This window comes from Roseovarius aestuarii, from assembly GCF_019966515.1.
GTDB classification, from domain to species: Bacteria; Pseudomonadota; Alphaproteobacteria; order Rhodobacterales; family Rhodobacteraceae; genus Roseovarius; species Roseovarius aestuarii.
Window position 1 is genome coordinate 111,388 of the sequence record NZ_JAIMIB010000010.1, and the last position, 23,674, is coordinate 135,061.

The 23,674-nt window shown below is 59.3% G+C and carries 19 protein-coding genes, 1 tRNA gene and 1 pseudogene; 17 read left to right on the top strand and 4 right to left on the bottom strand.

From position 1 onward, the window contains the following. The first annotated feature begins 6 nt into the window (after positions 1–6). The 7 genes from LC334_RS13350 to LC334_RS13380 all read left to right on the top strand — a co-directional run bounded on the left by LC334_RS13350 (position 7) and on the right by LC334_RS13380 (position 6,598). On the top strand, positions 7–1,638 hold the full coding sequence (locus LC334_RS13350) for an MFS transporter (protein ID WP_085800828.1): 1,632 nt from the start codon (positions 7–9) through the stop codon (positions 1,636–1,638). A 31-nt stretch (positions 1,639–1,669) separates the two neighbouring features. Further along, positions 1,670–2,905, top strand: coding sequence for an MFS transporter (locus tag LC334_RS13355; protein ID WP_085800827.1), 1,236 nt, complete (start codon positions 1,670–1,672; stop codon positions 2,903–2,905). A gap of 81 nt (positions 2,906–2,986) precedes the next feature. Further along, a complete protein-coding gene (locus tag LC334_RS13360) occupies positions 2,987–3,913 on the top strand; it encodes a branched-chain amino acid ABC transporter permease (protein WP_085800826.1) in 927 nt (308 codons plus the stop codon). Further along, positions 3,910–4,854 carry a branched-chain amino acid ABC transporter permease gene (locus LC334_RS13365; RefSeq protein WP_085800825.1) on the top strand — a complete coding sequence of 315 codons (945 nt, stop codon included), beginning with the start codon at positions 3,910–3,912 and terminating at the stop codon, positions 4,852–4,854. Before LC334_RS13360 ends, LC334_RS13365 begins: the two co-directional genes overlap by 4 nt. Continuing rightward, positions 4,851–5,558: an ABC transporter ATP-binding protein gene (locus LC334_RS13370; protein ID WP_085800824.1), complete on the top strand. Its 708-nt coding sequence runs from the start codon at positions 4,851–4,853 to the stop codon at positions 5,556–5,558. Before LC334_RS13365 ends, LC334_RS13370 begins: the two co-directional genes overlap by 4 nt. Then, the gene (locus LC334_RS13375) at positions 5,558–6,253 is read left to right on the top strand and encodes an ABC transporter ATP-binding protein (RefSeq protein WP_085800823.1); all 696 of its coding nucleotides are present in this window, start codon (positions 5,558–5,560) and stop codon (positions 6,251–6,253) included. Before LC334_RS13370 ends, LC334_RS13375 begins: the two co-directional genes overlap by 1 nt. A gap of 259 nt (positions 6,254–6,512) precedes the next feature. Beyond that, positions 6,513–6,598, top strand: a tRNA-Leu gene (locus LC334_RS13380). 661 nt (positions 6,599–7,259) lie between these two features. On the opposite strand, the gene LC334_RS13385 is transcribed toward LC334_RS13380, so the two are convergent. Next, on the bottom strand, positions 7,260–8,015 hold the full coding sequence (locus tag LC334_RS13385; RefSeq protein ID WP_085800822.1) for a glycosyltransferase domain-containing protein: 756 nt from the start codon (positions 8,013–8,015) through the stop codon (positions 7,260–7,262). A gap of 263 nt (positions 8,016–8,278) precedes the next feature. Between LC334_RS13385 and LC334_RS13390 the strand changes: the two genes are divergently transcribed. The 4 genes from LC334_RS13390 (at position 8,279) to LC334_RS13405 (ending at position 15,005) form a co-directional block, all read left to right on the top strand. Then, positions 8,279–10,723 carry a serine hydrolase domain-containing protein gene (locus LC334_RS13390; protein ID WP_139836406.1) on the top strand — a complete coding sequence of 815 codons (2,445 nt, stop codon included), beginning with the start codon at positions 8,279–8,281 and terminating at the stop codon, positions 10,721–10,723. Positions 10,724–10,772: 49 nt separating this feature from the next. Continuing rightward, positions 10,773–11,096, top strand: coding sequence for an NHLP leader peptide family RiPP precursor (locus tag LC334_RS13395; RefSeq protein ID WP_085800820.1), 324 nt, complete (start codon positions 10,773–10,775; stop codon positions 11,094–11,096). Then, positions 11,096–14,152 (top strand): type 2 lanthipeptide synthetase LanM family protein, encoded by a 3,057-nt coding sequence (locus tag LC334_RS13400; protein ID WP_085800819.1) that lies wholly within the window; start codon positions 11,096–11,098, stop codon positions 14,150–14,152. Before LC334_RS13395 ends, LC334_RS13400 begins: the two co-directional genes overlap by 1 nt. A 136-nt stretch (positions 14,153–14,288) precedes the next feature. Beyond that, positions 14,289–15,005, top strand: a complete 717-nt coding sequence (locus LC334_RS13405) for a hypothetical protein (protein WP_223412987.1) — start codon at positions 14,289–14,291, stop codon at positions 15,003–15,005. Positions 15,006–15,014: 9 nt separating this feature from the next. Here the strand turns inward: LC334_RS13405 and LC334_RS13410 are convergent. Beyond that, positions 15,015–15,215 (bottom strand): annotated as a pseudogene (locus LC334_RS13410) (transposase); the annotation flags it as partial. A gap of 99 nt (positions 15,216–15,314) precedes the next feature. On the opposite strand from LC334_RS13410, the gene LC334_RS13415 reads away from it, so the two are divergent. Together LC334_RS13415 and LC334_RS13420 are read left to right on the top strand one after the other, a co-directional pair. Then, positions 15,315–16,022: an IS6 family transposase gene (locus tag LC334_RS13415; protein WP_085800817.1), complete on the top strand. Its 708-nt coding sequence runs from the start codon at positions 15,315–15,317 to the stop codon at positions 16,020–16,022. Between the two features lie 423 nt (positions 16,023–16,445). Beyond that, positions 16,446–17,555 carry a glycosyltransferase gene (locus LC334_RS13420; RefSeq protein WP_317850394.1) on the top strand — a complete coding sequence of 370 codons (1,110 nt, stop codon included), beginning with the start codon at positions 16,446–16,448 and terminating at the stop codon, positions 17,553–17,555. 44 nt (positions 17,556–17,599) lie between these two features. Here the strand turns inward: LC334_RS13420 and LC334_RS13425 are convergent, their stop codons facing one another. Beyond that, positions 17,600–17,881, bottom strand: coding sequence for a hypothetical protein (locus LC334_RS13425; protein WP_223412988.1), 282 nt, complete (start codon positions 17,879–17,881; stop codon positions 17,600–17,602). Between the two features lie 77 nt (positions 17,882–17,958). Here LC334_RS13425 and LC334_RS13430 point away from each other — a divergent pair, with 77 nt between their 5' ends. The 4 genes from LC334_RS13430 (at position 17,959) to LC334_RS13445 (ending at position 22,434) form a co-directional block, all read left to right on the top strand. Further along, positions 17,959–18,684: a sugar transferase gene (locus LC334_RS13430; protein WP_223412989.1), complete on the top strand. Its 726-nt coding sequence runs from the start codon at positions 17,959–17,961 to the stop codon at positions 18,682–18,684. 83 nt (positions 18,685–18,767) lie between these two features. Then, positions 18,768–20,012 (top strand): polysaccharide biosynthesis/export family protein, encoded by a 1,245-nt coding sequence (locus LC334_RS13435; protein ID WP_176237704.1) that lies wholly within the window; start codon positions 18,768–18,770, stop codon positions 20,010–20,012. A gap of 42 nt (positions 20,013–20,054) precedes the next feature. Next, positions 20,055–21,518: a lipopolysaccharide biosynthesis protein gene (locus tag LC334_RS13440; protein ID WP_223412990.1), complete on the top strand. Its 1,464-nt coding sequence runs from the start codon at positions 20,055–20,057 to the stop codon at positions 21,516–21,518. A 10-nt stretch (positions 21,519–21,528) separates the two neighbouring features. Beyond that, positions 21,529–22,434 carry a polysaccharide pyruvyl transferase family protein gene (locus LC334_RS13445; RefSeq protein WP_085800813.1) on the top strand — a complete coding sequence of 302 codons (906 nt, stop codon included), beginning with the start codon at positions 21,529–21,531 and terminating at the stop codon, positions 22,432–22,434. Here the strand turns inward: LC334_RS13445 and LC334_RS13450 are convergent. Next, the gene (locus tag LC334_RS13450; RefSeq protein WP_085800812.1) at positions 22,404–23,666 is read right to left on the bottom strand and encodes an O-antigen ligase family protein; all 1,263 of its coding nucleotides are present in this window, start codon (positions 23,664–23,666) and stop codon (positions 22,404–22,406) included. The two genes, LC334_RS13445 and LC334_RS13450, sit on opposite strands and share 31 nt — an antisense overlap. Positions 23,667–23,674: the final 8 nt, after the last annotated feature.

Below are 23,674 nucleotides of genomic sequence, written 5' to 3' on the forward strand. Positions count from 1 at the left end.
GCCCGGATGACACTGCTCAACGCTCTCTCGCGCGGGATCGATGCGATCATCTTCGATCTGGCCCGGCAATTGCGCTGGTCCTTCCTGCCACCGGTGATGATCTACTTCGCCTACGGTGTCTCGACACTGACGGTGATTGTCGGCACGTTTTTCGTCAAAGACTATCTTGACCTTTCCGCCGCCTATATCGCCGGGCTGGCCTTCTGGGCCGGGCTGCCCTGGGCGCTGAAAATGCCGCTCGGGCATCTGGTCGATATCATCTGGAAGTGGAAATGGGTGCTGGTCTGGCTTGGCGCGGCGCTGACGGCGGCCAGCATGCTGATCATGTATCTGGTCATCACCCAGACCGATATGATGCAGGCTTTGATGCCGATCAGCGCCTGGTACATCACCGCATATATTCTGGCGCCCTGTGGCCTTGTCATTCAGGACGCGGTGGCAGATGCCATGTCGGTCGAAGCAGTCCCGAAGGTTGACGAGACCGGCAAACCGATCCCCGACGATACCTCAAAGGCGCTGCACACCACGATGCAGACGCTGGGGCGCTTCGCGCTGATTGGCGGCACGGTGGTAGTGGCGCTTCTAAACATCTGGATGTTCTCGGATGTCGAGACAATGACCAGCGCCGACAAGGAAGCCACCTATGCGCGCATCTACCTGATGGGTCTGATGGTGCCGGTCCTGTCGGTGTCGGGCGTGGTGCTGGCGGGGATGCAGAAACACCGGCATCGCCGTGCCTTGCGGGCGCAGGGCGTTCCCGACGATCAGATCGCCGCGCTGGATCGCCCCGACGAGCAAACCACACCCAACCCGTGGTATTTCATCGGCGGCGCGGCTTTCGTGGCGCTGAGCCTGGGCGTGGGCCTGTCTGAGATCGACTATGGTCAGGAGATTATCTTTGTCGGCTCGATGACCATCGTCGTGCTGCTGATGCGCCAGTTGATCACCGTGCTCAGCCCGGCGCAGGCGCGGGCCCTGGTAGGCACCGCACTGATCCTGTTTTTCTTCCGTGCCGTCCCCCTGCCCGGCCCCGCCCAGAAATGGTTCGAGATCGACGTGCTGGCCTTTGACCAGCGCTTTTTGTCGGTGCTGTCACTGATTGTTTCGGTGCTGACGCTGGTCGGTATGGTGGTGTTGCGCCCGATGATGGCGAACCGGTCGATCACCTGGCTGGTGGTGATGCTGACACTGGTGGGCGCGCTGCTAACGCTGCCCAATCTTGCGCTTTACTACGGGCTGCATCACTGGACCGCGGCCATGACCGGCGGCATCGTCGATGCCCGCTTCATCGCGATGCTTGATACGGCAGTCGAATCCCCGCTCGGGCAGGTCGCTGTCATTCCGATGCTGGCCTGGATCGCGCGCTATGCGCCGGGGCATCTGAAGGCCACGTTCTTTGCGGTCATGGCATCGTTTACCAATCTTGCCCTGTCGGCCAGCGCGCTTTTGACCAAGTATCTCAACGAGATATTCGAGGTCACGCGCGAGGTGCGCGATGCCGCCACCGACACCATCCAGACCGCCGCCAACTACAGCGAGCTGGGCTGGCTGTTGCTGAGCGTGACGGCCCTGACGCTGGCGCTGCCATTGCTGACAATATTTGTCATCAACCGCTCGCCCCTGCGCAGCAAGGATTGACGCCCGACGTGCCATCCAACACTGATGGGCAATGAGTTCAGACGATCCCGCCAAAAACATCGCGCTTTACCCCTGGTATCAGTTCTGCCGCAATCTGGTCTTCTGGCAGGCGATCTGGTTTCTCTTCTTCCAGAACCGGCTGTCGGCGGCCGAGGCGATCCTGCTTTATGCGATATACGATATCGGCACCACCGCGCTTGAGGTGCCATCGGGCTACCTGTCCGACCGGATCGGGCGGCGTTTCACGCTGATCGCCTCGGCGATTGCGGGGGTGTTAGGCGTGCTTTTGCTCAGCTTCGGTGGCGGATTCGCCGCCTTTGCACTGGCGCAGGTGTTTCTGGGGGCCAGCACAGCGTTCAACTCGGGCACAGACAGTGCGGTCTTGTTCGAATCGCTCAACGCGCAGGACCGGCAGGACGAGGTCGAGGCGCAGGAACTTAAAGCCTGGCGGTTCGGCTTTGCGGCATTGGCGCTGTCGGCGGTGCTGGGTGGCGCGATGTCCTATTATAGCGAGGTGCTGCCCTTTCTCACCAGCGCGCTGGCCTCGGGTGCGGTGCTGGTGATCTGCCTGAAATTCAGCGAACCGCCACACCGGGCGGGCACCATCCCGCAAGGGTCGGAACTGCTGCGGCTGGCCTCGTTGCGCCCAGCGCTGACGCAACCGGTTCTGGCCTGGCTTTTTCTGCTGAGCGTGCTGATGTACGGGTTCAGCCATCTGCCTTTCGTCTTTGGCCAGCCCTTCATCCTTGAAGCGCTGGCTGATGTGGGGTTGGCAGCCGAGGCGCCGGTGGTCAGTGGTGCAACCTCGGCGGTGATGATGCTGCTATCCGTCGCCACATCGCTAATCGCGCTACGCCTGCGCCACGCCATCGGTCTGCCCGCGATCCTGATGCTGGCCTTTGCCATGCAAATCGTGCTGGTGGCGGTGCTGGCGCTGACCAACAGCCTTTTCGCCATCGTGCTGTTGTTCTTTCGGATGGTGCCCAATTCGCTGTCGCAACCCTTCATCCTGGCGCGCACGCAACCGCTGCTGGCCGATGACAGCCGGGCCACCTATCTGTCGCTGCGCAGCTTCTGCGCGCGGTTGCTGTTTGCCGGCTCGCTCTATCTGGCATCGCTGTCAACCACGACTTCCGGCCAGATGGTCTATGCCGAGCTGCAACAGGTTCTGGGTTGGTACGTGACGATCGGGGTGGTCGCGCTGGCAGCTCTGGTGGTCTGGGCGCGGCGGATCAGGATCGAGCCACCCCCGACCGTATCGGCGTAGCCATCACGCGCAAAGATAATCTGCACGTGCGCTCGCTTCTTCCTTGCCCCGCGCGCGGGGGCGGGGCAGGTTTAGGCGCAAATGGAACTGGGTCCTTATCTTATTCTCGCCTCGCTGGAAGGGGCTGTCACGGCGGCGGTGCTGGCGCTGACCGCTGTGGGGTTATCGCTGGTCTTTGGCGTGATGCGGGTCGTGAATATTGCGCATGGCGAGTTTTTCATGCTGGGCGCGGTGATTGCCTGGTGGGTGGCGCATATCACTGGCGGGCATCCCGCCATCGGCTTTGCGCTGGCGCTGATCGTGGCGCCGGTTCTGGTGGGGGTGATCGCCGTGGCCGCCGACATGACGATCCTCAAGCGGCTGGACTATGATCCCGAACGCACCATCGTCGCCACTATCGGGCTGCTTTACATCATCCAGCAACTCACTCTGATGACATACGGCCCCGAGGCCCGCCCCGTTGAGGCCCCGTTCAACACCCGCCTGGCAATCCCCTGGTTCAAAAATGGCGAGGACGGCTGGCAGATGATCTGGCCCTGGGGGCTGGGCACGACATCCTACAAACTGGCGGTGATCGGCGCGGCGGTGACGGTGCTGCTGGGCGTGTGGGCGTTGATGAAACGCACCCGGATCGGTCTGGTGATGCGCGCCACGCAAGCGGACCGCGAAATGGCGCTGGCCTTCGGCATCCCGGTCGAGCGGGTCTATGCCATGGTCTTCGGCCTCGGCGCGGCACTGGCGGCGCTGGCCGCTGTCCTCATCGTGCCCATTCAGCAAGCGCATTACCTGATGGGTGGTGACCCGCTGCTCCTGAGCTTTATCGTGGTGATCATCGGCGGGCTGGGCAGCCTGCCCGGCACGGTGCTGGCGGCGGTGCTGATCGGCCTGAGTGACGGCATCATCTCGGTCTTCTTCTCGCCCACGCTGGCGAAGATACTGGCGACGCTGCTGGTCGGGCTTGTGCTGGTCTTCCGGCCGCAGGGCCTTTTGGGAAAACGAGGCGTATGAGCGCGAGGGCCAAGATCATTGCCCTGCATGGCGGGCTCTTAGTGCTGCTCTTCGTGCTGCAATTCATCCTGCCCGCCTATCACCACGGCAATCTGGCGCGGATCATGGTGCTGGCGAGCTACGCCGTCGGCTACAACATCCTCTTTGGCTATACCGGCCTTCTGAGCCTTGGCCATGCGCTGTTCTTTGCCGCGGGCATGTACGGGATGGGGCTGGGCATCCAGCATCTTGGCCTCACGGTGGCACCCGCGATGCTGGCGGGGGTGATCGCCGGGGCCGTGGTGTCAGGGGCGCTGGCGCTGCTGGCGTTGCGCACGGCGGGGGTCGCGTTCATGATCGTGACCCTGATGTTCGCGCAGGCCGGGTATCTGACGGTGCTCTATTTCGGCGAATATACCCGCGGCGACGAGGGGTTCGTGATCCAGCAGGCCCAAAGAATGCTGTGGGGGATCGACCTGTCCGATCCGACCAACCGGTATTTCGCGGCGCTGATGCTTTTCGCGCTGTGTCTGATCGTGTCGCTCTGGCTGGTGCGCCATCCGTTCGGCAAGACGCTGATCGCGATCCGCGAAAATGAAGAGCGTGTGCGGATGCTGGGATACAACATCTATACCCACAAACTGATCGCGATGGTGGTCTCGGGGACAATCTCGGCCACGGCGGGCGCGGCCTACGGGCTTTTGTTCGGATATGCGGGGGCCAGTTTCGCCAGCGTTCAATATTCGATCTTCCCGCTGCTCTGGGTGCTTCTGGGGGGTGCGGGCACGGTGCTGGGCCCCTTCATCGGCACGCTTTTCATGTTCTACCTGATCGACCTCAGCTCGGGGATTACCACCGCCTATATGCTGATCGCCGGTGTGGTTCTGGTACTTCTGACCCTCTTTGCACCGCAAGGTCTGGCCGGAGAGCTGCGCAACCGGATCTGGAGGTGGTTGCCATGACCATCCTGTCCACGCAGGAACTGTCCAGGCATTTCGACGGGTTGCAGGCTGTGCGAAATGTCTCGCTGGGTATTCCCGCCGGGCAGGTGCGCGCCCTGATCGGCCCCAATGGCGCGGGCAAGACCACGCTGGTGGGAATGATCAGCGGGCGCATTCCGCCCTCGTCGGGGCGGGTCCATTTCGATGGCGCGGATATCACCGCGCTGCCCGCCCATGTGCGCATCCGGCGCGGCATGGCCTACACGTTCCAGATCACCTCGGTCTTCGAACGCCTGCCTGCGCAGGAAAACGTCACACTTGCCGCGCGGCGCCACCTGAAAGCCCCCGAGGTTGACAGCGCCACCCTCGAGGCGCTGGAGCGGGTGGGCCTGCTGGAGTTGCGGGATCAGGAGGCCGGTGATCTGGCCTATGGGCATCAACGGCTGCTTGAGATCGCCATGGGGTTGGTGCAGCGGCCCCGCCTTCTGATCCTTGATGAGCCGACGCAGGGGTTGACCGACAGCGAGATCGCCGGGTTCAAGAAGCTGGTGCGTGAGCTTGCGGGCAAAACGACGATCCTGCTGATCGAGCACAATATGAATGTGGTGATGGAAGTGGCCGATCAGGTCACGGTACTGAATTTCGGCGAAGTGCTCGCCGAAGGCACGCCGGATGACATTCGCGCCGACCGCGCGGTGCAGGCCGCCTATCTGGGGACGGGCTGATGCTGGTGCTGGACAAGATCAGCTCGGGCTATGGCCGCGCCCAGATATTGCGCGATCTCAGCCTGACGGTCCGGTCAGGCGAAATCCTCTGCCTGCTGGGGCGCAATGGCGCGGGCAAGACCACGACCATGCAAACGATCATGGGGCTGTTGCCGCTGATGTCGGGGCGCATCGCGCTGGACGGTAAGGATATCGGGTCGCTATCCGCGCATCGCGTGCCGCAAGCCGGTATCGGCTATGTGCCGCAGGGGCGCAGGTTGTTCACGGGGTTGAGCGTGGCGCAGAACCTCGAGATTGGGTTGCTTGCACGGCACAGTGGGCCCGACACGCTCGAGGAGGTGCTGACGCTTTTCCCCCGATTGCGGGAACGCTACCGTCAGCGGGCCGAAACGCTGTCAGGGGGCGAACAGCAGATGTTGGCCACCGCCCGCGCCCTATGCCTGCGACCCAAGGCGTTGCTGCTGGACGAGCCGACCGAAGGGTTACAGCCCTCGATGATCGAGGCCATCCGGCAGGTCATCGTGCAGATGCGGGCGGCGGGCGTGGCGATCCTGCTGGTAGAGCAGCGCGTTGATGCCGTTCTATCGGTCGCAGATCGCGTAGCGTTTATCGAAAACGGTCAGGGCGGCGAAGTGATCGAAGCCGAGACCTTGCGGCAAGATCACTCAATCGTCGAGCGGTATATCGGTGTCTGATATAGGCAGCACGACTCGCTTTGGCGCTGGCCCGTGACACCAGACCGCCGACAAAAAATCTATGGCGTGTCGACGCGACCGGTAGAGCATAGCTAGTAAAGATGGATCGGCATGCTGACGCCCCTTTGGCATCCGCGAAATCTGGAAAATCTGAAGCTTTTGACGCTTTCGCAGATCAAGTGCACGCCACCGCGCGCCGAACTTTTTTACCCGTTGACTCGCCCAGTTCTTGGCGATACATCGCAGCTTCACGACACCTGCCCAGGTGGCGGAATGGTAGACGCGCTAGCTTCAGGTGCTAGTGTCCGTATGGACGTGGAGGTTCGAGTCCTCTCCTGGGCACCAAATTATACGAAATAACCATTAAAATTCAACGGATAAGGATCTTACGCCTTTACCCGATCCACCCACTTGTCCACCTATAGAATGAAGTTGTTTCCCTGATGCCGCTATCAATGATCGGGGCGGAATCCGGTCATTCGCTGCATATGCGCAAGACATATTTTCTGCCAAGAACAGCGGACATCCGTGGTTGTGTTGTGGGCCAGCTAGTCGTGAACCACCAATACGTCGTTGGTTGTAAATGTCCGCAATGCGGGCTGCTAACGCAGCATCGTGACCACGGGTTGCGTGACCGCTCTGGGCCGTCCACAAAAACACCTCAGATCGAAATTTGGCTGATGCTGCACCGGCTCCGATGGCCGCGAAGAGCCCACAGCGGAAGTATCAGGTTTTCGCTGCGCGCGCTCGCGGCCCGGATTTTTCTACAGCAGCCCAATGCTCACTGCTGAAATACAGCGCCAAGATCGGTCGTTCGTGCAGGGTGCAGCAAAGATAGCGACCTGACACCACAGATCGCGGAACGACGTCATCTACGCTGCCAACCCTCCAGTCTGGGCGACGGAATTGAAATGAAGGTCGTCGCTTCTTGGGAATTGGAGTTTTTCAGATTTGAAACCAGTTGATTCGACGAGCACCACCTCATCCGTCAAAAAAAGTTAAGTCTCTATGGAAAACCTAGACATTTGTTCCCTTTCTCTGGAGAGGGCGTATCGAAAACAAGTATCGGATCGAAGACATATTGAAGAGTTTGGAAAATTCGACAGTTATAGTCGAGGCTGACAAACGGATACCAATCTGGAAAGAGCTGTTTCAGACGGCCCTGTTCTGACTCGGGCCAAGCGTCTAGCGGGGGTGTGTCAGCGAGGGCTGCGAAGAAGTCCCGGCAGAATTGCGTTCTGCCGATCCAGGCGCCGCCATTCAGATACCGAAAGGCGCTGTTGGCCGCTCCGGGAAGCGACCGTTCGAAACTGCGGAATTGTTGCAGATCCGGCCAGCAGACCTTACCTGCATTGAACAGCAGGTCACACGAAAAATTGGCATCGAACAGATCGACCGCATGTGAGGGCGCGCGCACGGCGATGGCATCGAAGCTGTCAACTGCGAGCACATAATCCGTGGTGATCGTTTCCAGTGCAGCGAGGGTAAGGCTGGGTTTATGGATGCTGTTCACCCAGTTTGCGATGCCGCGGCCCAGGACCATCGGTGCCAGCCCCATATGCGCGAGGCTTTGTTCGAAGAGGCCGGGACCGGTGGGATTGTTGTTCCAGGTGATGATGGTGAGCCGCGTATCCCGAAGCGCTGGCAGCAGATGGTTGGCAAAGAAGCGGTCCCGGATCGGGGCCCAATGCGGGCTGGCGTTTTGCCGGCCCTGTGCATGTATGATGACCGGTTGCGTGTCGAAATCCGTGTTGGTCAGCATGCCGAAGCCTCCGGAAGGCGGGTGACTGCTAGCCTGTCGATTCCGTGTGAAGCAAGCAGGCGCTCAGGCGCAGCCCTGCGTTTTGAGCGAATCGTCGGCCTATGATATCATCCATAAGTTGTTTGCTATTTTTGACACGGTAACTTTCCAAGAATTCGAGGGTTTTACGCCCTCATGATGTCTTGAAATCAGCCGATCTGCCGCTTCTTGGGACGCCATTATTTTTCGGGCTTTGCCAATACTTCAGTATTGAGGATATTCTGATGAAAGTCTTCTCTGACCATTTAACTGCATTTTTTGGCGCACTGTGCGGTGGTGGATGCCTGACGTGTCGAGGTTTGCGCCTGCTGCCGGACCTGTGTGCCGTGGTGCTTGCGGCAGCGCTGTCTGTGCCGCTTTGGGCCACGGTGGCGAAGGCGCAGGATTTTCCGCAGGGAACGTTCTTTCTGAACCCGTCCATTCAACAGAACAAACACGTGCAGGACATCGCGGAGATCGACAAGACAGACCCGCAGGTGCAAAAACTCATCGCCGATGAAATTCTCGGCGCGGGTCCGGACAGTGCAGTGATTTCCGGCGGGTTTAAGGTGGACACGTCCGATGGCGGTTATCAGATTGCCGACCCGGTCGGCGGTCAGGCCACGGGGGTGTCGGTTGGGATTGCTGGCCTGACGCTTGGGCCGCCGTCACCGGAGGAGTTCGAATTCGGGCCCAATACGGAGTGGTGGTGGTTCGACAATGCGAGCGAGGCACAGATCATCGAACGTCTGGATCAGGGGTACCGGCTGGTCGATATCGAGGTTGTGCAGGTCAACCCCATCCGTTTCGCGGCGGTTCTGGTCCGCAATACCGGGCCATATGCAAAAACCTGGTGGTGGTATTTCGACAAGACGGAATCCGAGGTGCGTGCCCTGGCGAACCAGAACGCGGCCCGGCTGATCCGGGTGCAGCCCTATGAGAGCGGATCGGGCCTGCGTTTTGCCACCATCATGGTGCGCGAAACCGGGCAGGACAACACCACCTGGACATGGTTTGATGCGACGACGCTTCAGCAGATCCGCGACCGAGTTTACAACCGTAACGCGCGGATCATCGATATCGAGCCGTATCTGGTGCAGGGGGTGCTTTTCTATTCAGCCTTGCTGGACAATGCGGTCACGGGCGGGCCGAATGCGGTGCTGTCGCATACGCAGGCAAGCGGTATCGGGGCCTGGCTGGCGGACAATCCCGGATACAAAATCGTCGATCTGGAGCGGCGCCCAACCGGGGGCTGGGTTGCCATTGCGGCGCGCGATCCCGGTCTGAGCCACTGGTGGTGGTATCTTAACATTCGCGCCGAGGATATTCTGCACCTGACCGGGCGGCATTTCGCGCGGATTTCTGATATCGAGGCGCGCCAGACAAGTGCCGGGCTGCGTTATGACATCGCGATGACCAATAATGGTTTGCCGCAGCAGGGAGTGGGCAACGGATTTGCGGCACGGGATGCCTATGACCGCCGGCTGCGCAACTTTGTGAAGCAACGGGGGATACCGGGGCTGGGGATGGCGTTGGTCAAGGACGGGCGCCTTCTATATGCGCAATCCTATGGCCTGGCCCGCACCGCGCCGGTGGAATTGGCGAGCGCGCGCACCTTGTTCCGGATCGGCAGCACCTCGAAGATCACGGCATCGGTCGCTATGCTGCAGCTGATCGAGGACAATGCCATGACGCCTGCGGGGCAGCCGGTGACGCTGAACACGCCGATCTTCCGCGATATCCTGAACGGGCTGCCCGGTGTCGGCAATGCGCTTGGGACATACAACAGCCAGCTTGATCAGGTGACGGTCCGCCAGGTGCTGCAGCACATAGCAGGCTTTGGTGGGATCAATCCCATCACCAATACCGAACAGATCGCTATCGCTCTTGGCATAGAGCGCACGCCGACCTGTGCCGAAACGGTGCGCTGGATGCTGGACCGATCGCTGTCGGCGGCGCCGGGCTCCACCTATACCTATTACAACACCGGCCCCTGCATCATCGCCGCGGCGGTCGAAGTGCTGTCCGGGCAAAGCTTTGAAACCTATATCCGCAACAACCTTTTTGCGCCTTACGATCTTGAAAACCTGATCCAGCGCAGTGCCGATCTGTTTGCGGACCGCGCGGCAGGCGAGGCCGAGCATTATTCGACGATCGGCGACCGGCTTTCTGGGGCAGAGTTTGTCCGGCCCCGTTATCTTGAACTCGTGCCGTCCTGGCCCGGTGGCGTGCCCGATTATGCGGATATCACGGTGCGGTTTCCCTATGGCGGCATTCCACTGGTCAATGGCACCGCCCCCGGGGGCATTGCGGCCACTCCGGCGGCCTATGCGCGGTTTCTGGCCGGGGTTGAGGGATCGGATGGCGCGCCGCTTATCTCGCAAGGGACGTTCGATAATGTGCTGACGGCGACGAGTGCCCAGAATCCCGGATACGGGGCCTTTGTGTCCGTCAATGCGGGTAATGGCGACGTCTTTCACAATGGCGCGGTGGGTGGTGGTCTTGGCTGGTATGTGATGAAGACGGCGGATGACGTCATCTGGACGGTCTTTGCCAATACCAGCGACAATGGCGATCTGAACAGGCTGAACCAGGTCATGATTGCAGCCTATGTGGAGGCCAAACCCGTGATTGACGCCTCAACGGCGGATCATTTTCCCGATCTCGGGATTCCCGCCGTTTCGCCGTAACCGCGATCCGCAAGACACGACAGCGTAACCTCAGGAAAGGAGCACGATCTTGTATAAGACGACAGAAAGCTGGAATGAACGCTATGCGCGGGTCATCGCCCGCGCCTGGACCGATGAGAGCTTTAAGAAGAAGCTGCTTGCAGAGCCTGCGGCCGCACTGGCGGAATTCGACATACGGATACCGGAGTCAGTGTCGGTGGTGGTTGTCGAAAATACCGCATCGACGGTGAACCTGGTGCTGCCCAAAGTGCCCTTTGAGGGCGATCTTTCTGACAGTGATTTACAGAACCTTGCCGCGGCAGACACGCCGACGGGCTTTTGCTGTACGCATGACTGTCTGATCGGTCCCGGTGGCGGCGTGCTGAGTCAATAGTGGCGGGCAGCCCCCGGTCTGAACGTGCGGCGGCCACGCAAACGATTGAGCCGCGTGGAGACACCGGGGCAGGTGAGACGGCGCCCGGCGATAGAGATGCGACCGCTTCTGTAACGCATGCCTGGATGCTGGAGGCGGTGCGCGCGGGCCGGGAGCCTGATGGAAAAGACAGTCCGCCAGCTCAGCCCGGGGGAATTCCCTTCGAAGACCTACTATTGCCGGTGGCGCGGGCAGCACGGCGGCGTCGGTCGGCCCGTTTTGGTGAACCTGCAGCGTTCGTCGAAGAAGCGGCGCTGCAAGGTCTCGACAAGATCCTGTTTTTCCGTCTTTCCGACCTCGTCGCGCCGACGCTTCTTTTGGGGTTCAGCCTGTATCGTCTGGTCCGGGAGCCAAATGCGTTGTCGCATGGCATACCGGTGCCCTGTGATCCCGCGTCGACCCGTGTTTACGACGCCTATGTGTCCGCGCTTCGGGATGGCCGCATTGCGGACGAACTGGCGGAACGTCCGGTCCTGGCAGAGCTTTGGGCCCGGATAACCAACCAGTGGATCGAGGCGACCGGCGAGTTTCTGATGCGGCTGGCCGCGGATCGCGAGACCATCAGCGCAACCTTCTTAGATGGTCGGGGACACGGCAGGGTCACATCGGTCGAAGGTGGGCTGAGCGATCCCCATTGCGGCGGGCGAATAGTGCTGAAGGTAACCTATAATGGCGGCCAGTCCATCGGTTACAAGCCCCGTGACCTGTCGCTGGATGTGGCGTGGCGGGATTTTCGGAGCTGGCTTGACTCGCAGGGCGCGCCCTCTGCCATACGCGCGCCGGAGGTTCTGGCACGAGATGGTTATGGCTGGGTCGAATGGATCGAAGCGCGGCCCTGCGCGAACCGGGATGAGGCCAACTGTTTCTTTGAGCGCGGAGGGGCAGTCTTGTGCCTGTTGCACCTGCTGCGCGGGGCCGATCTGCATTTTGAGAATGTGATCGCGTCGGGCGACTGGCCGGTTCCGGTCGATCTTGAGACCCTGTTCCAGCCGGTGCCCCGGGGCGACCCGGCAACCTGCCCGGCGGGATCTGCCATAGACTTGGCCGCACAATGGGTGCGGGATTCTGTTCTTTCCACCGGGTTCCTGCCACGGTGGCTGGCGGTTCCGGGGGGACATCTTCTGGCGGTGGGTGGCCTTTTTTCCGAGGCTCACACGCTGTCCCCGCACCGGAGATTTACGCATGTGAATACCGATGCCATGGATCATGAACCGGTGCAGGTTCGCCCGCCGGAGGCCGGCAATGCCGCCACGCTTGACGGGACGCCGCTGGCCGCTGGTGCCTTCACCCGGGAGATCCTAAACGGCTATGCGCGGATGTATCGTTTTCTTCTCGACCGGCGCGCGGCGTTTCTGGCGGATGACGGGCCACTGGCGGGCTTTCGCGGCAGGCCTGTCCGGGTCGTGCTGAGGCCGACGGTGCTCTATGCCTCCCTGTTGCGCCGCGCAACCGGCCCCGGAAACCTGCGCGACTGGCAGATGTTTCGCGCAGGCTTTGGCCTGCTGGCCCGGCAGGGAAGTTTTACGGCGCGAGATCGTGTCGTGGCGGATGAGATCGGTGGGATGGAATATCTCGATATTCCCTATTTCACGACACGGACCGACTCGACCGCTCTCGTTCTTTCCGATGGGCAAAGGATCGGGAATTTCTTCCGCGCCTCCGCGTTTGACGATGCGGTCGGATTGGCGGCGAGGATGTCGGAGGAGCATCTGTCGGACATGCTGGGAACGATTGCGGCCGCACTGACCCCACAGGACAGTCTGCACGTGAGCTGGCCGATTGCCGGTGACTCCGCATCGCGCGCCGCTGGCGGGGATATGGCGGCGGATGTGGCGCGCGATTTGTTCGAGAAGCTGGAGGCCGCTGTCATCCGCGGCCATGACGGGACGATCTGGATCGGAGCGGTGCCACTGGGGCGAGGCGCGCGGTCACAGATCGAACCTGTCGGGTTCGATCTTTATTCCGGCACCACGGGGATCGCGCTGTTTTTTGCCGCCTGTTTCAAGACGCAGGGGATCGAACAGGCACGGCAAGCAGCACTTTCCGCCCTCGCGCCGCTGCGGGCGGTGCTGCGCGACCCGGAGCGGCGAAAGCGGCTTGTCGACACGATGGGCATTGGTGGGTTGAGCGGTGCCGGATCGCTGATCTATGCGTTCACGTGTATCGCCGATCTTGTTGGAGATGCTGGCCTTTTGGACGAGGCCGGGACAATTGCCCGGGAGATCAGACTAGAGCGGATAGAACTGGATCGGGTGTATGATGTTGTTGGCGGGGTGGCGGGCGCAGGACTTGCGTTGCTAGCGCTGCATCGGGAGACGGGTGAGGCCTGGTTGCTTGAGAGGGCATATGCCTGCGGGGCCCATCTGGTGGCGAGCACCGGCATCACGGACACGGGGCATCGCGCATGGGTGGGGGTGAATGACCGGGCGTTGACCGGGGTTTCTCACGGGGCGTCGGGCATCGCGTTGGCCTTGTCCCGGCTTGGCGCTGTTTGTGGTGAAGCGTCATTCAGGGCCGCCGCCTGTGAGGGGCTGGATTTTGAAGATGCGCTGTTTTCGGAACAGGCTGGAAACTGGCCTGACCGGCGGACAGAGGGGGCAGATGCGGGAGGTTTTGCGTACCAATGGTGCCACGGTGCGCCCGGGATCGCGCTGGTGCGGTCCGAACTTTACACACAACTTGGCCGGCCACAGGAGTCCGCCCTGCTCGACGCAGCGCTTGAAACAACGGAGCGGTCGGGCGCTGCTGCCCGTGATCATCTCTGTTGCGGCACCTTTGGCCGGATCGACGTCTTGCTGACCTGCGGTTTGCGACTTGGTCGTGCAGAGCTTGCAGACCGGGCGGTTGCGATGAGCCGGGATGCGCTGCACGCAGCCAGGCGGCGTGGGGGTTTTGCATATCCCAATGGTGCCGGTGCGTTTGCGCCGGGCTTCTTTTGCGGGCGTGCCGGGATCGGTTATCAGCTTTTGCGTCTCGGCAATCCGGATGCGCTTCGCTCGATTCTGGCGTGGGACTGAGGGAATGGAACTTCGGCGCGCCCTGACAGCAACCATCCATGGCCCGCAAGCGCATTTTCCGGAGTGGTGCCGTTACCATCTAAGCCATTTTGATGTACTGCTTTTGTGGGCCGATACACCCGAAGATCTGGCGGCAATGCGCCCGCTTGCCGGGAAGAGGATTATGGTGCGCCAGGGTGCGCAGATTCAGCATGACTCGAGACTGACCCGGACGTTGCTGCGCCAGGACACCAACGCGAATGCCGCGCTGGTCGAATGCCGGAAGCGGGGTGTCGACTGGCTTGCCCATATCGACGATGACGAAGTGTTCCGCCCTCTGGATCCACTTTTATGGCACCAGAATGCGGATGTCGCACAGCTTCATTTCGTCAATCATGAGGCTTGTCCCAGATGGGTCGCCGGGAACCCGTTCGAGACGATACGGCATTTCAAACGAAGCGGCCGTCTGCCGTTTCTGCTCTATGAGGGCGGTAAATCCGCGGTTCGGTGCAGGGGAGGTGTTGGTGCGGACGGGCCGCATCGCTTTGATGTCAGTGAAGGCACCTCGGTTCTGTGTCCAGGTGCAGAGATTTTGCATTACGGCTGTTGCTCCTATGAGGCGTGGCTGCGTAAGTACCTAAATCTGGGCAGTTTCTCAGATTGGTACCTCGACGAGTTCCGAACGCCAATCACGAAACGGTTTCATCTGGAGTCTCGCAACGTAGTTCAGAGATGCCTTTCGAATTGGGATTTTAGACCGTGTGAGATCTTCTTCAGCCAGTTTGTTTGGAATGATGGAGATCTTCAACAAGGTAGATTGCGCGGCGATTTACTATATGTTCCCATATCGGAACTTGCGGGCTTTGTTGATTAGGGTCAGGGCTCATAGCCAATAGCGGAAGGTGGCCGCGAGTGCGACGGCTGAGAGGAACACCTTTGGGCAACGGTCGTAGCGGGTTGCCACGCGTCACCAATCCTTCAGCCTGCCGAACATGATCTCGATCCGGTTTCGCCGTTTGTATCGACGCTTGTCGTACTTCACGGGTTTCTTGCGCTGCTTTCGGCCGGGGATGCAGGCGCGTACTTGTGAAAACACCATGTTGCGTCGTGCTCTACTGCCTGAGACGGTACTGTCAGAGGAAACCGGCTTGAGGCTGGTCATGCGGTTTCGTAATTTCGCCGGATGACAAAACGCTCCCCTTTCCGCTATTTCAAAACCAGCCCTGAGATCATCCGCCTTGCGGTCATGATGTACGTTCGATTTCCACTTTCGCTTCGCAATGTTGAGGATCTCCTCCACGAACGCGGGATCGACGTGAGCCATGAAACGATCCGGTTTTGGTGGAACAGATTTGGTCCCATATTCGCGGTGGAGATACGCAAAGACCGGATCAATCGGTTGCGATCACATTCGAATTGGCAATGGCACCTGGACGAGGTATTCGTGAAAATCAACGGCGAAAGGCATTACCTTTGGCGCGCCGCTGATCACGAGGGTGAGGTACTGGAAAGCTTTGTCACAAAGCGCCGTGATCGCAAAGCAGCATTGAAATTTCTCAGAAAATCAATGAAACGCTACGGCCAACATGATGTTGTCGTAACGGATCGGCTGAAATCCTACGGCGCAGCGATGAAGGTAATCGGTAATTCTCGACGACAGATGACAGGCCGCTGGCTAAACAATCGGGCAGAGAATTCACATCTTCCGCTTCGACGAAAGGAACGGGCAATGCTCCGATTTCGACGTCTGCGGTCCCTGCAGAAATTCGTCGCAATTCATTCCGCCTTCCACAACCACTTCAATCAAGAGCGCCACCTCTATTCACGAGCCAACTTCAAACTCAACCGAACTGCCGCACTCGCCGAGTGGCGGCAGCTTTGTTCCGCATAGGTTCACGCTTTCCGTGGTAAACTGAGACTGGTTCGAATTTGTCTGACAGCATCCAGGCACTTAAAAATGAGAATTGGAGCTCTGTTAGTTATACTGCTCTGCGCGTGATATCGCTTAGCGTTTCCAGTGCTAAAAGTCGCCAATTCACATAAATGAAGAGAAAGTAGCAAACAAAAGACTACGACAATCCGAGATTTATTTCACAACCAATCCGTCTGATCCCAGACTAGTACATTTAGCGAATTGCTGTTGCGGCGGCATAAATCCACTTAAATCGCGAATTATTTTCAAAGAGTTTCAAAACTGCTGGACTCTCAGCCACCTTCGCAAAAGATTGGCTGCGCGTTCTAACCATGGAGCAGAGCAATCGCACAGTTCCTGTTTTTCGCTTTCGATCTGACAGAGGCTTCCCAGATCCGAAGAATTCAAAGCCTGCGCGCCCTGGGACATGATGTCCGGAGCGCCGCATTTCGTAGATCCAATATGAACACAGATTTTGAACCGGACTGGCCAAATATTGAGCTGGGCAGCATTGAAAACGAACGCTTTTTTCGACGTTCATTTGGCATGTTGCGCGGGCTTGTGCGAGTGATGCGGCACTCGGAGTCTTGGCGTGACGCCGATGTCATTATCGCTCGTAACTTCGATCTTCTGGCAATCGGCTGGAGCGCGCGTTTGCTGTTGAGGCGGCGCAAAATACCACTTGTATACGAATGTCTTGATATCCACCGTCTGCTCACGGATAGCGGGCCTGTAGGGCGGATCATCCGCTGGTGCGAAAGGCAGTTGTTGCGGCAGGTGCAGTTGCTGATTGTCTCATCGCCACGCTTTGTCTCAGCGTATTTCAAAGATATCCAGCGGTATGACGGGTCTTTTGCGATTATCGAAAACAAGCTTTGGTTCGATGCGGACGCATTGGCAAGGCCAAAAGTCAAATCGGACCGCCCCGCAAATGTGCCCCTGACACTGGGATGGGTCGGATCAATCCGGTGTGCACCAAGTCTCCGGCTGTTGCTTGCCGCTGCTGACCAGATGGGTCCGGCCGTTCGATTGAAGATCCACGGCAACGTGCACCGTCATGCGTTGCCCGGCTTTGATGCTGAAGTCGCGGTGCGGGACAATGTCAGCTATCATGGAGCCTATCAATACCCGAATGATCTGGCATCGATTTACGGCGAGAGCGATCTGGTTTGGGCCCAGGATCTGTGGCAGCGCGGAGGAAACTCAGACTGGCTGCTGCCAAATCGCATCTACGAGGCAAGTTGGTTTGGCTGCCCGCAGATTGCGGTTGCCGATACCGAAACCGGCAGGCGCATCGCCTCCGACGGATTGGGGTTAACGATTGATGCGCCGACCCCCGCGGCGCTGGTTGCAGCTCTCGAGAAGCTGGAGCCGAAAGACATCACGCGGATGCAACGTCACATTCTGAATCTCGAGGATGAGCGCTTCCGATTGCGCGAAAGCGATATCGCTCGGGCATTGAGTCCCGTTATCGGGTCCCCGCCGCACCGGCGTATTGTCGAAGAAGAGTAGTTTCTGAAGCCAGGATTGGGTGGGCAAGTTCGTTTTCGCGTAGATCACAGTTTTTGCTCCGGTCCACCTGCGAGCTCTTTTTCCTCGCATCGCGATAAAAGACGGCTCGATTCCGCCAATTCCAGACCTGTTCCCTTCGCCTTAGGCAAGAATCCCCCACAACCAACGCGCGAATTTTTGCCGAGGATCGCAAGTGATTTATTTTGTTGTCCATTTCTTTCTTGAAAGCGATTAGGGATGCTGCTTTCGCTCTGACATTCGTGTGGCACCCCCCGCAAGGCGCTGACCCGCAAGCGAAATTTCGCTGCATTTGCCTGGTTCCGCATCGAGAGACCGCGTGCGCAGGTTTGACCGCAAAGACCAACTTCAGCAAACTCTGGGCTTCTAGCCACAGGAGCGAATAATGTTCATTTCTGACAGTGTTGCTGACGTCACATCGTCCGATCGTGGATGCGAAAGTTCATCTCGGAAAGCCGGGTTGGAGATGGAGCCAGTACGCCCTGTGCCTTCGGTCGCCTTGGGCGGTACACTGAAGCGCTGCCTCGATCTTATCGTCGCCCTTGGCGCGCTTATTCTGCTTTCACCGCTGTTCTTGCTGGTCACCGGTGCAATCAAGCTGACGTCAACCGGGCCGGTGTTTTATGGCCACAAACGCGTCGGTTTTGGCGGTCGCACATTCAGGTGCTGGAAGTTTCGCTCGATGATTACCGATGGCGATGCGACGTTGGACGCTTATCTTGCCACCCGCCCTGACGAACGACTTGAATGGGAAAGAAACCGGAAATTAAAAAACGACCCGCGCATCACCAGACTGGGCGGAGTGATGAGAGAATACAGCATTGACGAGCTGCCACAGCTACTGAACGTCATTCTGGGCGACATGAGCATTGTCGGGCCCCGCCCGGTGGTGTGGCATGAACTGGCAGGATATGGCACTTCGATCAGGCATTATTTGCGGACGCGCCCCGGAATAACCGGTTTATGGCAGGTCAGCGGACGCAGCGATGTCAGCTTTGACCAGCGCGTTCAACTGGACACACACTATGTCACCAGGTGGTCGCTGCTTCTGGACTGCCTGATCATTTTCTGGACCATACCCTGCGTTATTTCGGCCAAGGGGTCCTACTGACCCTCATATCTGTAGCCGGGAAATTCTGCTGATTTCCGATGTCACACCCGGCAAGTTCTTTTACTGAACAGAAGGTCAAAATCATGGTACAGGCACGAAGTTCAGCCAGCTTTCTGGCCCTATTTCTCTCTATACTGGGCGGAACAGTTTTCGCCGCTGACTATCGGGTCGGTCCCGATGACCTGCTTGACCTGCGTGTAGCGGCCTGGAATGCCGCGACCGGCGGCATTCGCCAGGAACTGACGATAAGCGGAACCTATCGGGTGGGCGCTGAAGGTGGGATCGCGGTTGCTCTGGTCGGCAATACCGCGGTGGCCGGTCTGACCGTCGACGAGATCGCGCAACAGATTGAATCAGAGCTTTCGCAATATTCCAGGATTGGAGAAACGGTCAGGGTTTCCGTTGGTATCGAGAACTATGCGCAGATCTATGTGACCGGCCAGGTGGAAAAGCCGGGTGCCTTCGACTTTGCCAGCGGACTGACCGTCATGAAAGCTGTTGCCCTCGCAGGAGGCATGGCCGGTATCGATCCGATAGAAGGGGAAGAGCGCAACTTCCTGAATGCCCGCGGCACTTTTGACATGCTGCAGCGGGAACTCATGTATCTGCACGCGCGCCATGATCGTCTGACAGCCGAACTGAACGGGTCGGCTGAGTTTGCCGGCGAGTCGGAACCCACCGACCAGACCCCCGAGATGAAGCGCGTCAGAACTTCCGAACTGGCGATCCTGAAGGCGCGCGACAAACGATATCGGCATGAAATCTCATCCCTGACCAAGGCGCAGGAATCGTTTCGGCAGGCGCTGGCCGTGCTTGAAGACAAGCTGAAAACCAACGTGAAGCAACTTAAAGCGTCACGTCTTGAACTCAGGCGCGAGGAAGAATTGTTCGAGCAAGGCCTTGTCCCCGCGGCAAAGATCTTTGAACGGGTCCGTTTTGTCAGCGATCTCGAAAGCCGAGTGTTGGATATCGAACGCTCGATCCTTCTGGCGCGGAAGGAATTACAGGACCACGAACGCAGCCAGAGTTTGCTGGTTGCCGCGCGTGACGAGGAAAACGCCATCGAATTGCAAGAGGTCAACGCTGACATTGCCGAAGCGGAATCTCGGCTGCAAAAACAATTCTCGCTAATGTCCGAGGCGTCAGGCCTGAGGGCGGGCATCGAGACCCCGCTTGACCCGACTTCGGCGACGGTCGTCTACCAGATTACACGCGAGAGGGGGGATAAGCCGGGCCCATTCGTTGCCGACAAGACCACGGTTCTGCTCCCCGGCGATGTCGTTGAAATCCAGTACACCAAGGCCGCTTCGGCCGAACCGTCGAATTAAGCCGGGCCAATGGGTCAGCCCGCTGAAATACAGAATTCCGCGATGACAGGGGCCAACGCCTACCACCCGCACCTCGTCAGAGGGCGCTCGCGTGCGGCGGTGTTCGGAGTGCTGTGGTCCTCGCTGCACACGCTGATCCCATCGATAACTTCGGGCGCCGTGTTCTTTGTCGGCGCATATTTTCTTTCACCCGCCGATTTCGGCCTGGTCGGGCTGGCCAGCAGCGTGGTCCTGTTCATGATCGCTTTTTCGCCTGTGGCATTTGGCGAGGCACTGGTTCAGCGCCAATCGGTAGCCAGGGCGCACGCGGATAGCGTGTTCTGGCTGACGGCATCAGTTGGCGTGCTCTTCTGCCTGCCCTTCATGATCGCGGCTTCGCCAATCGCCGAGCGTCTTGGTGAACCGGCGATCGCCGCCCTGCTTCCGGTTCTTGCGCTGCGCATTCCGCTCGAGCTTTTGGCGACAGTGCCGAATGCCATGATCGTGCGCTCGATGAAATTCAAGCTCATAGCGCTGCGCACTTCGATCGCAACTTTGGTGAGCGCGCTCATTTCCGTTTCGATGCTGTTAGCCGGATACGGGTACTGGGCGCTGGTGATCAGCCAAGTCTCGGGCAGCTTCGTGAGCTGCGCGATGAGTTTCTGGGTCTCGGGCTGGCGACCCGGGCTGGCGACCCGGCCGTCGGCCCTGTGGGAGCTTGCGCACTACGGGCTGTTCGCCTCCGGTGACCGGATGCTAGCGACGATGCGGCTTGATCTTATCGTGCTGGGCTCACTTGGCGGCAATGTGCTTCTGGGGCTTTACTTCTTTGCGCAGCGGTTCTTTCAGATGTTGACACAGCTTGTGTCCGGCGCGCTGTCGTCGGTGACACATGCGCTCTTGTCGACCCTTCAGGATGATCGCGAAAAAGCGGCGCAAGCATTTTCGATCGCGTCTTTTGTCTCGGCGGCAGTCAGCATGCCCATGTTTTGCCTGGCGGGCCTGCTGATCAAAGACCTGCTGGCGCTGTTGCCCGAGCCCGGCTGGGAAGACGCGGCTTTTGCCATTCAGGCGTTCTGCGTCGCAGGGATTCTGGCCAGTGTCGGTGTCGTTCAGGCCGCACTCATCAAGAGCCGCGGAAAGGCGCATTGGTGGTTTTATTATCAACTTGTCCAACAGGGCTCGACAATTGCAGTGATAGCGTTGACATATCGCTATGGCCTGCCCACGCTTATGGTCGTGTTGGTAGCGAAGTCGTTTCTGATCTGGCCGGCTTCGCTGCACATGACCGCGCGTCTTCTGGGCATAAGCATCCGCGCCTATCTTGCGGTTTTTGCCGGCCCGGCTGCAGCCACGCTGGCGATGGGGCTGGCTGTTGTCCTGACGGCCCCCCTCCTCGAAATGCTCTCTCCGGTGGCGGGATTGGGCACGTCGATTGCGCTTGCATTCACAATCTACGTACCGACGCTTGCGCTGTTGTCCTATGCCAGGATCCGGCGCATTCGGCATCTTTTGCACCAAAACTAGGAACTGGCCCATGAAACTTACCTACTTTCAGGGCAATCCGCCGAATTTCGGTGATGAGCTGAATACAAGCATGTGGCAGCATTTGTTGCCCGCCGATTTTTTCGATCGGGACAGCTCTGTCCTCTTCCTCGGCATCGGCTCGATCATTCAACACAGTTATCCAAAGACATCAAAGAAGCTCGTTGTGGGCGCGGGGTATGGCGGCTACACGCGCAAACCCGATGTCCACGACGGCAGTTGGGAATTCTGGTTCGTGCGTGGGCCGCAAACGGCGCACGAGCTTGGCCTCGACCCGGCTCTTGCAATTGCGGATGCGGCGATCCTGTTGCGGGAAACGCCTCTGCCACATCCGGCGCCGGATATCGGCGTTGGCTTTATGCCGCATTACGAAAGCATCGAGCGCGGCAACTGGCAGGAGGCTTGCGCATTAGCCGGGATTACCTTCATTGATCCGACCGAACCGACCGAAAAGGTCATATCGCAAATCCGCGGAGCAAAGCTTGTAATCACCGAGGCGATGCATGGCGCAATCGTTGCCGATGCGCTGCGCACCCCGTGGATCGGCATACGCGCGATGCATCACGTCCATCGTTTCAAATGGTACGATTGGGCCAGGGCCCTGAATATCGACTACGCACCGCGTTCGGTCATACCGTCCAACTGCCGCGAAGCCTGGGCGTATACCACGGGCCGCTCGGGATCGGGTGCGCGTGCAATCTCGGTCGCGGGCAGCACCGCCGCAGCCCCGTTCAACCGTGCGTTTCAACACCTGGCGGCACGAAGCCTGCAAAAACTTGCCACCTCCGACGCCCAGCTCAGTTCAGACCGCGAGATTGATCTTGCCACCGACCAGGCGATGTCCACCATAAATCATATGCTGCGGGCCTATGCGCGCGGCGCGGTTGGTCTGATCTGAGCCGCCGGTCGAACCCCTGGATGCCGCAATGCCCGCAGCGCAAAGACGAAGGCGCAGATCACGATCACCGTGCGCAGGCTGAACTGGAAGAATACCGGCACTTCCACAAAGCTGATGATCACGACCATCATCACCAGCGCGAACAGCAGTGACGCGTCTGCATCCTGCCGCCGAAACGCCGAAACGCCGGTCAGAAGTGCTGCGCCGTACAGCAGGAACATCTGGATCATGACCCCGACAATGCCGATCTCTACCGCGTTTGACAGGTAGGTGTTGTGGAAGTTGAAGCCGCTGCGGCTGTCGATACCGAACATGAACCACAAGGATTCGGCCGGGGCATTTTCCCGCACCCAGAAAGCCTGATAACCAACGCCAAAAAGCGGGCGTTCGCGGATCAGGTCTAAAGCAACCCGCCACAGGTCGGTGCGCCCCGTCAGCGTGGCGTCTTTATCCGTGACATCAAGCAGTTTCGCGAGCAGCAGGTCGAAATACATCCCGGCCAGGATCGCGCCCAGGGTGCCCAGCATCGCGGTGACGCAGATCGCCACCAGGCGCTGGCCCGGAGTCAACCGATGCAAGAGCATGAGCGAAACGAGGATCAGCAACGCCGGTGGCACCACGAGCAGCGCGCTGATCGATTGCGCCAACATCAGAATCATTGTACCTGCCACGACCCCCAGAACAGCAAGCTGACGAAATCGCAGATCGGCACGATGGTCCAGCACCTGTGCCGCGGCAATGACGATGAACACAGCCGCGGCGTTCGCCATGGCGTTTTTGCTGCCGTAGATGCCCAGCAATGCTCCGGTGTCGGCACGCACATTGCCCGAAAGGAAGCTGATCGCAATGGCTACGGAGAAGAGCGCAAACAAAGTACGGCAAAAGGCTCGAGGGGTGATCTGGCTTGCAATGACGACGGCAATCATCGTTGTAACCAGCAACTGCAGGCCAAATCGCAGGCTTACTTCTGGGAACTGGGACCAGAAGAAGCTGACAAGACAAAATATCGGAAGCGCCAGAACATACCAGTACCTGACGCATAACATGGCGGATACGACCGGTTGCCGGAGTATCAGGAGACAGCCAAAGACAAGAAACCCGAGCGCTCCGCCGGTTTCGAGAACCGGCACGAAAACAAGCGCCGCCAGCGCCAGCACCGACAATACGAGGCCCGGCGAAATAGTGATGATATGGGTCGCCCGTGGCGCAAGGGATATTCTGAATTCGCTCATGCGTGGCA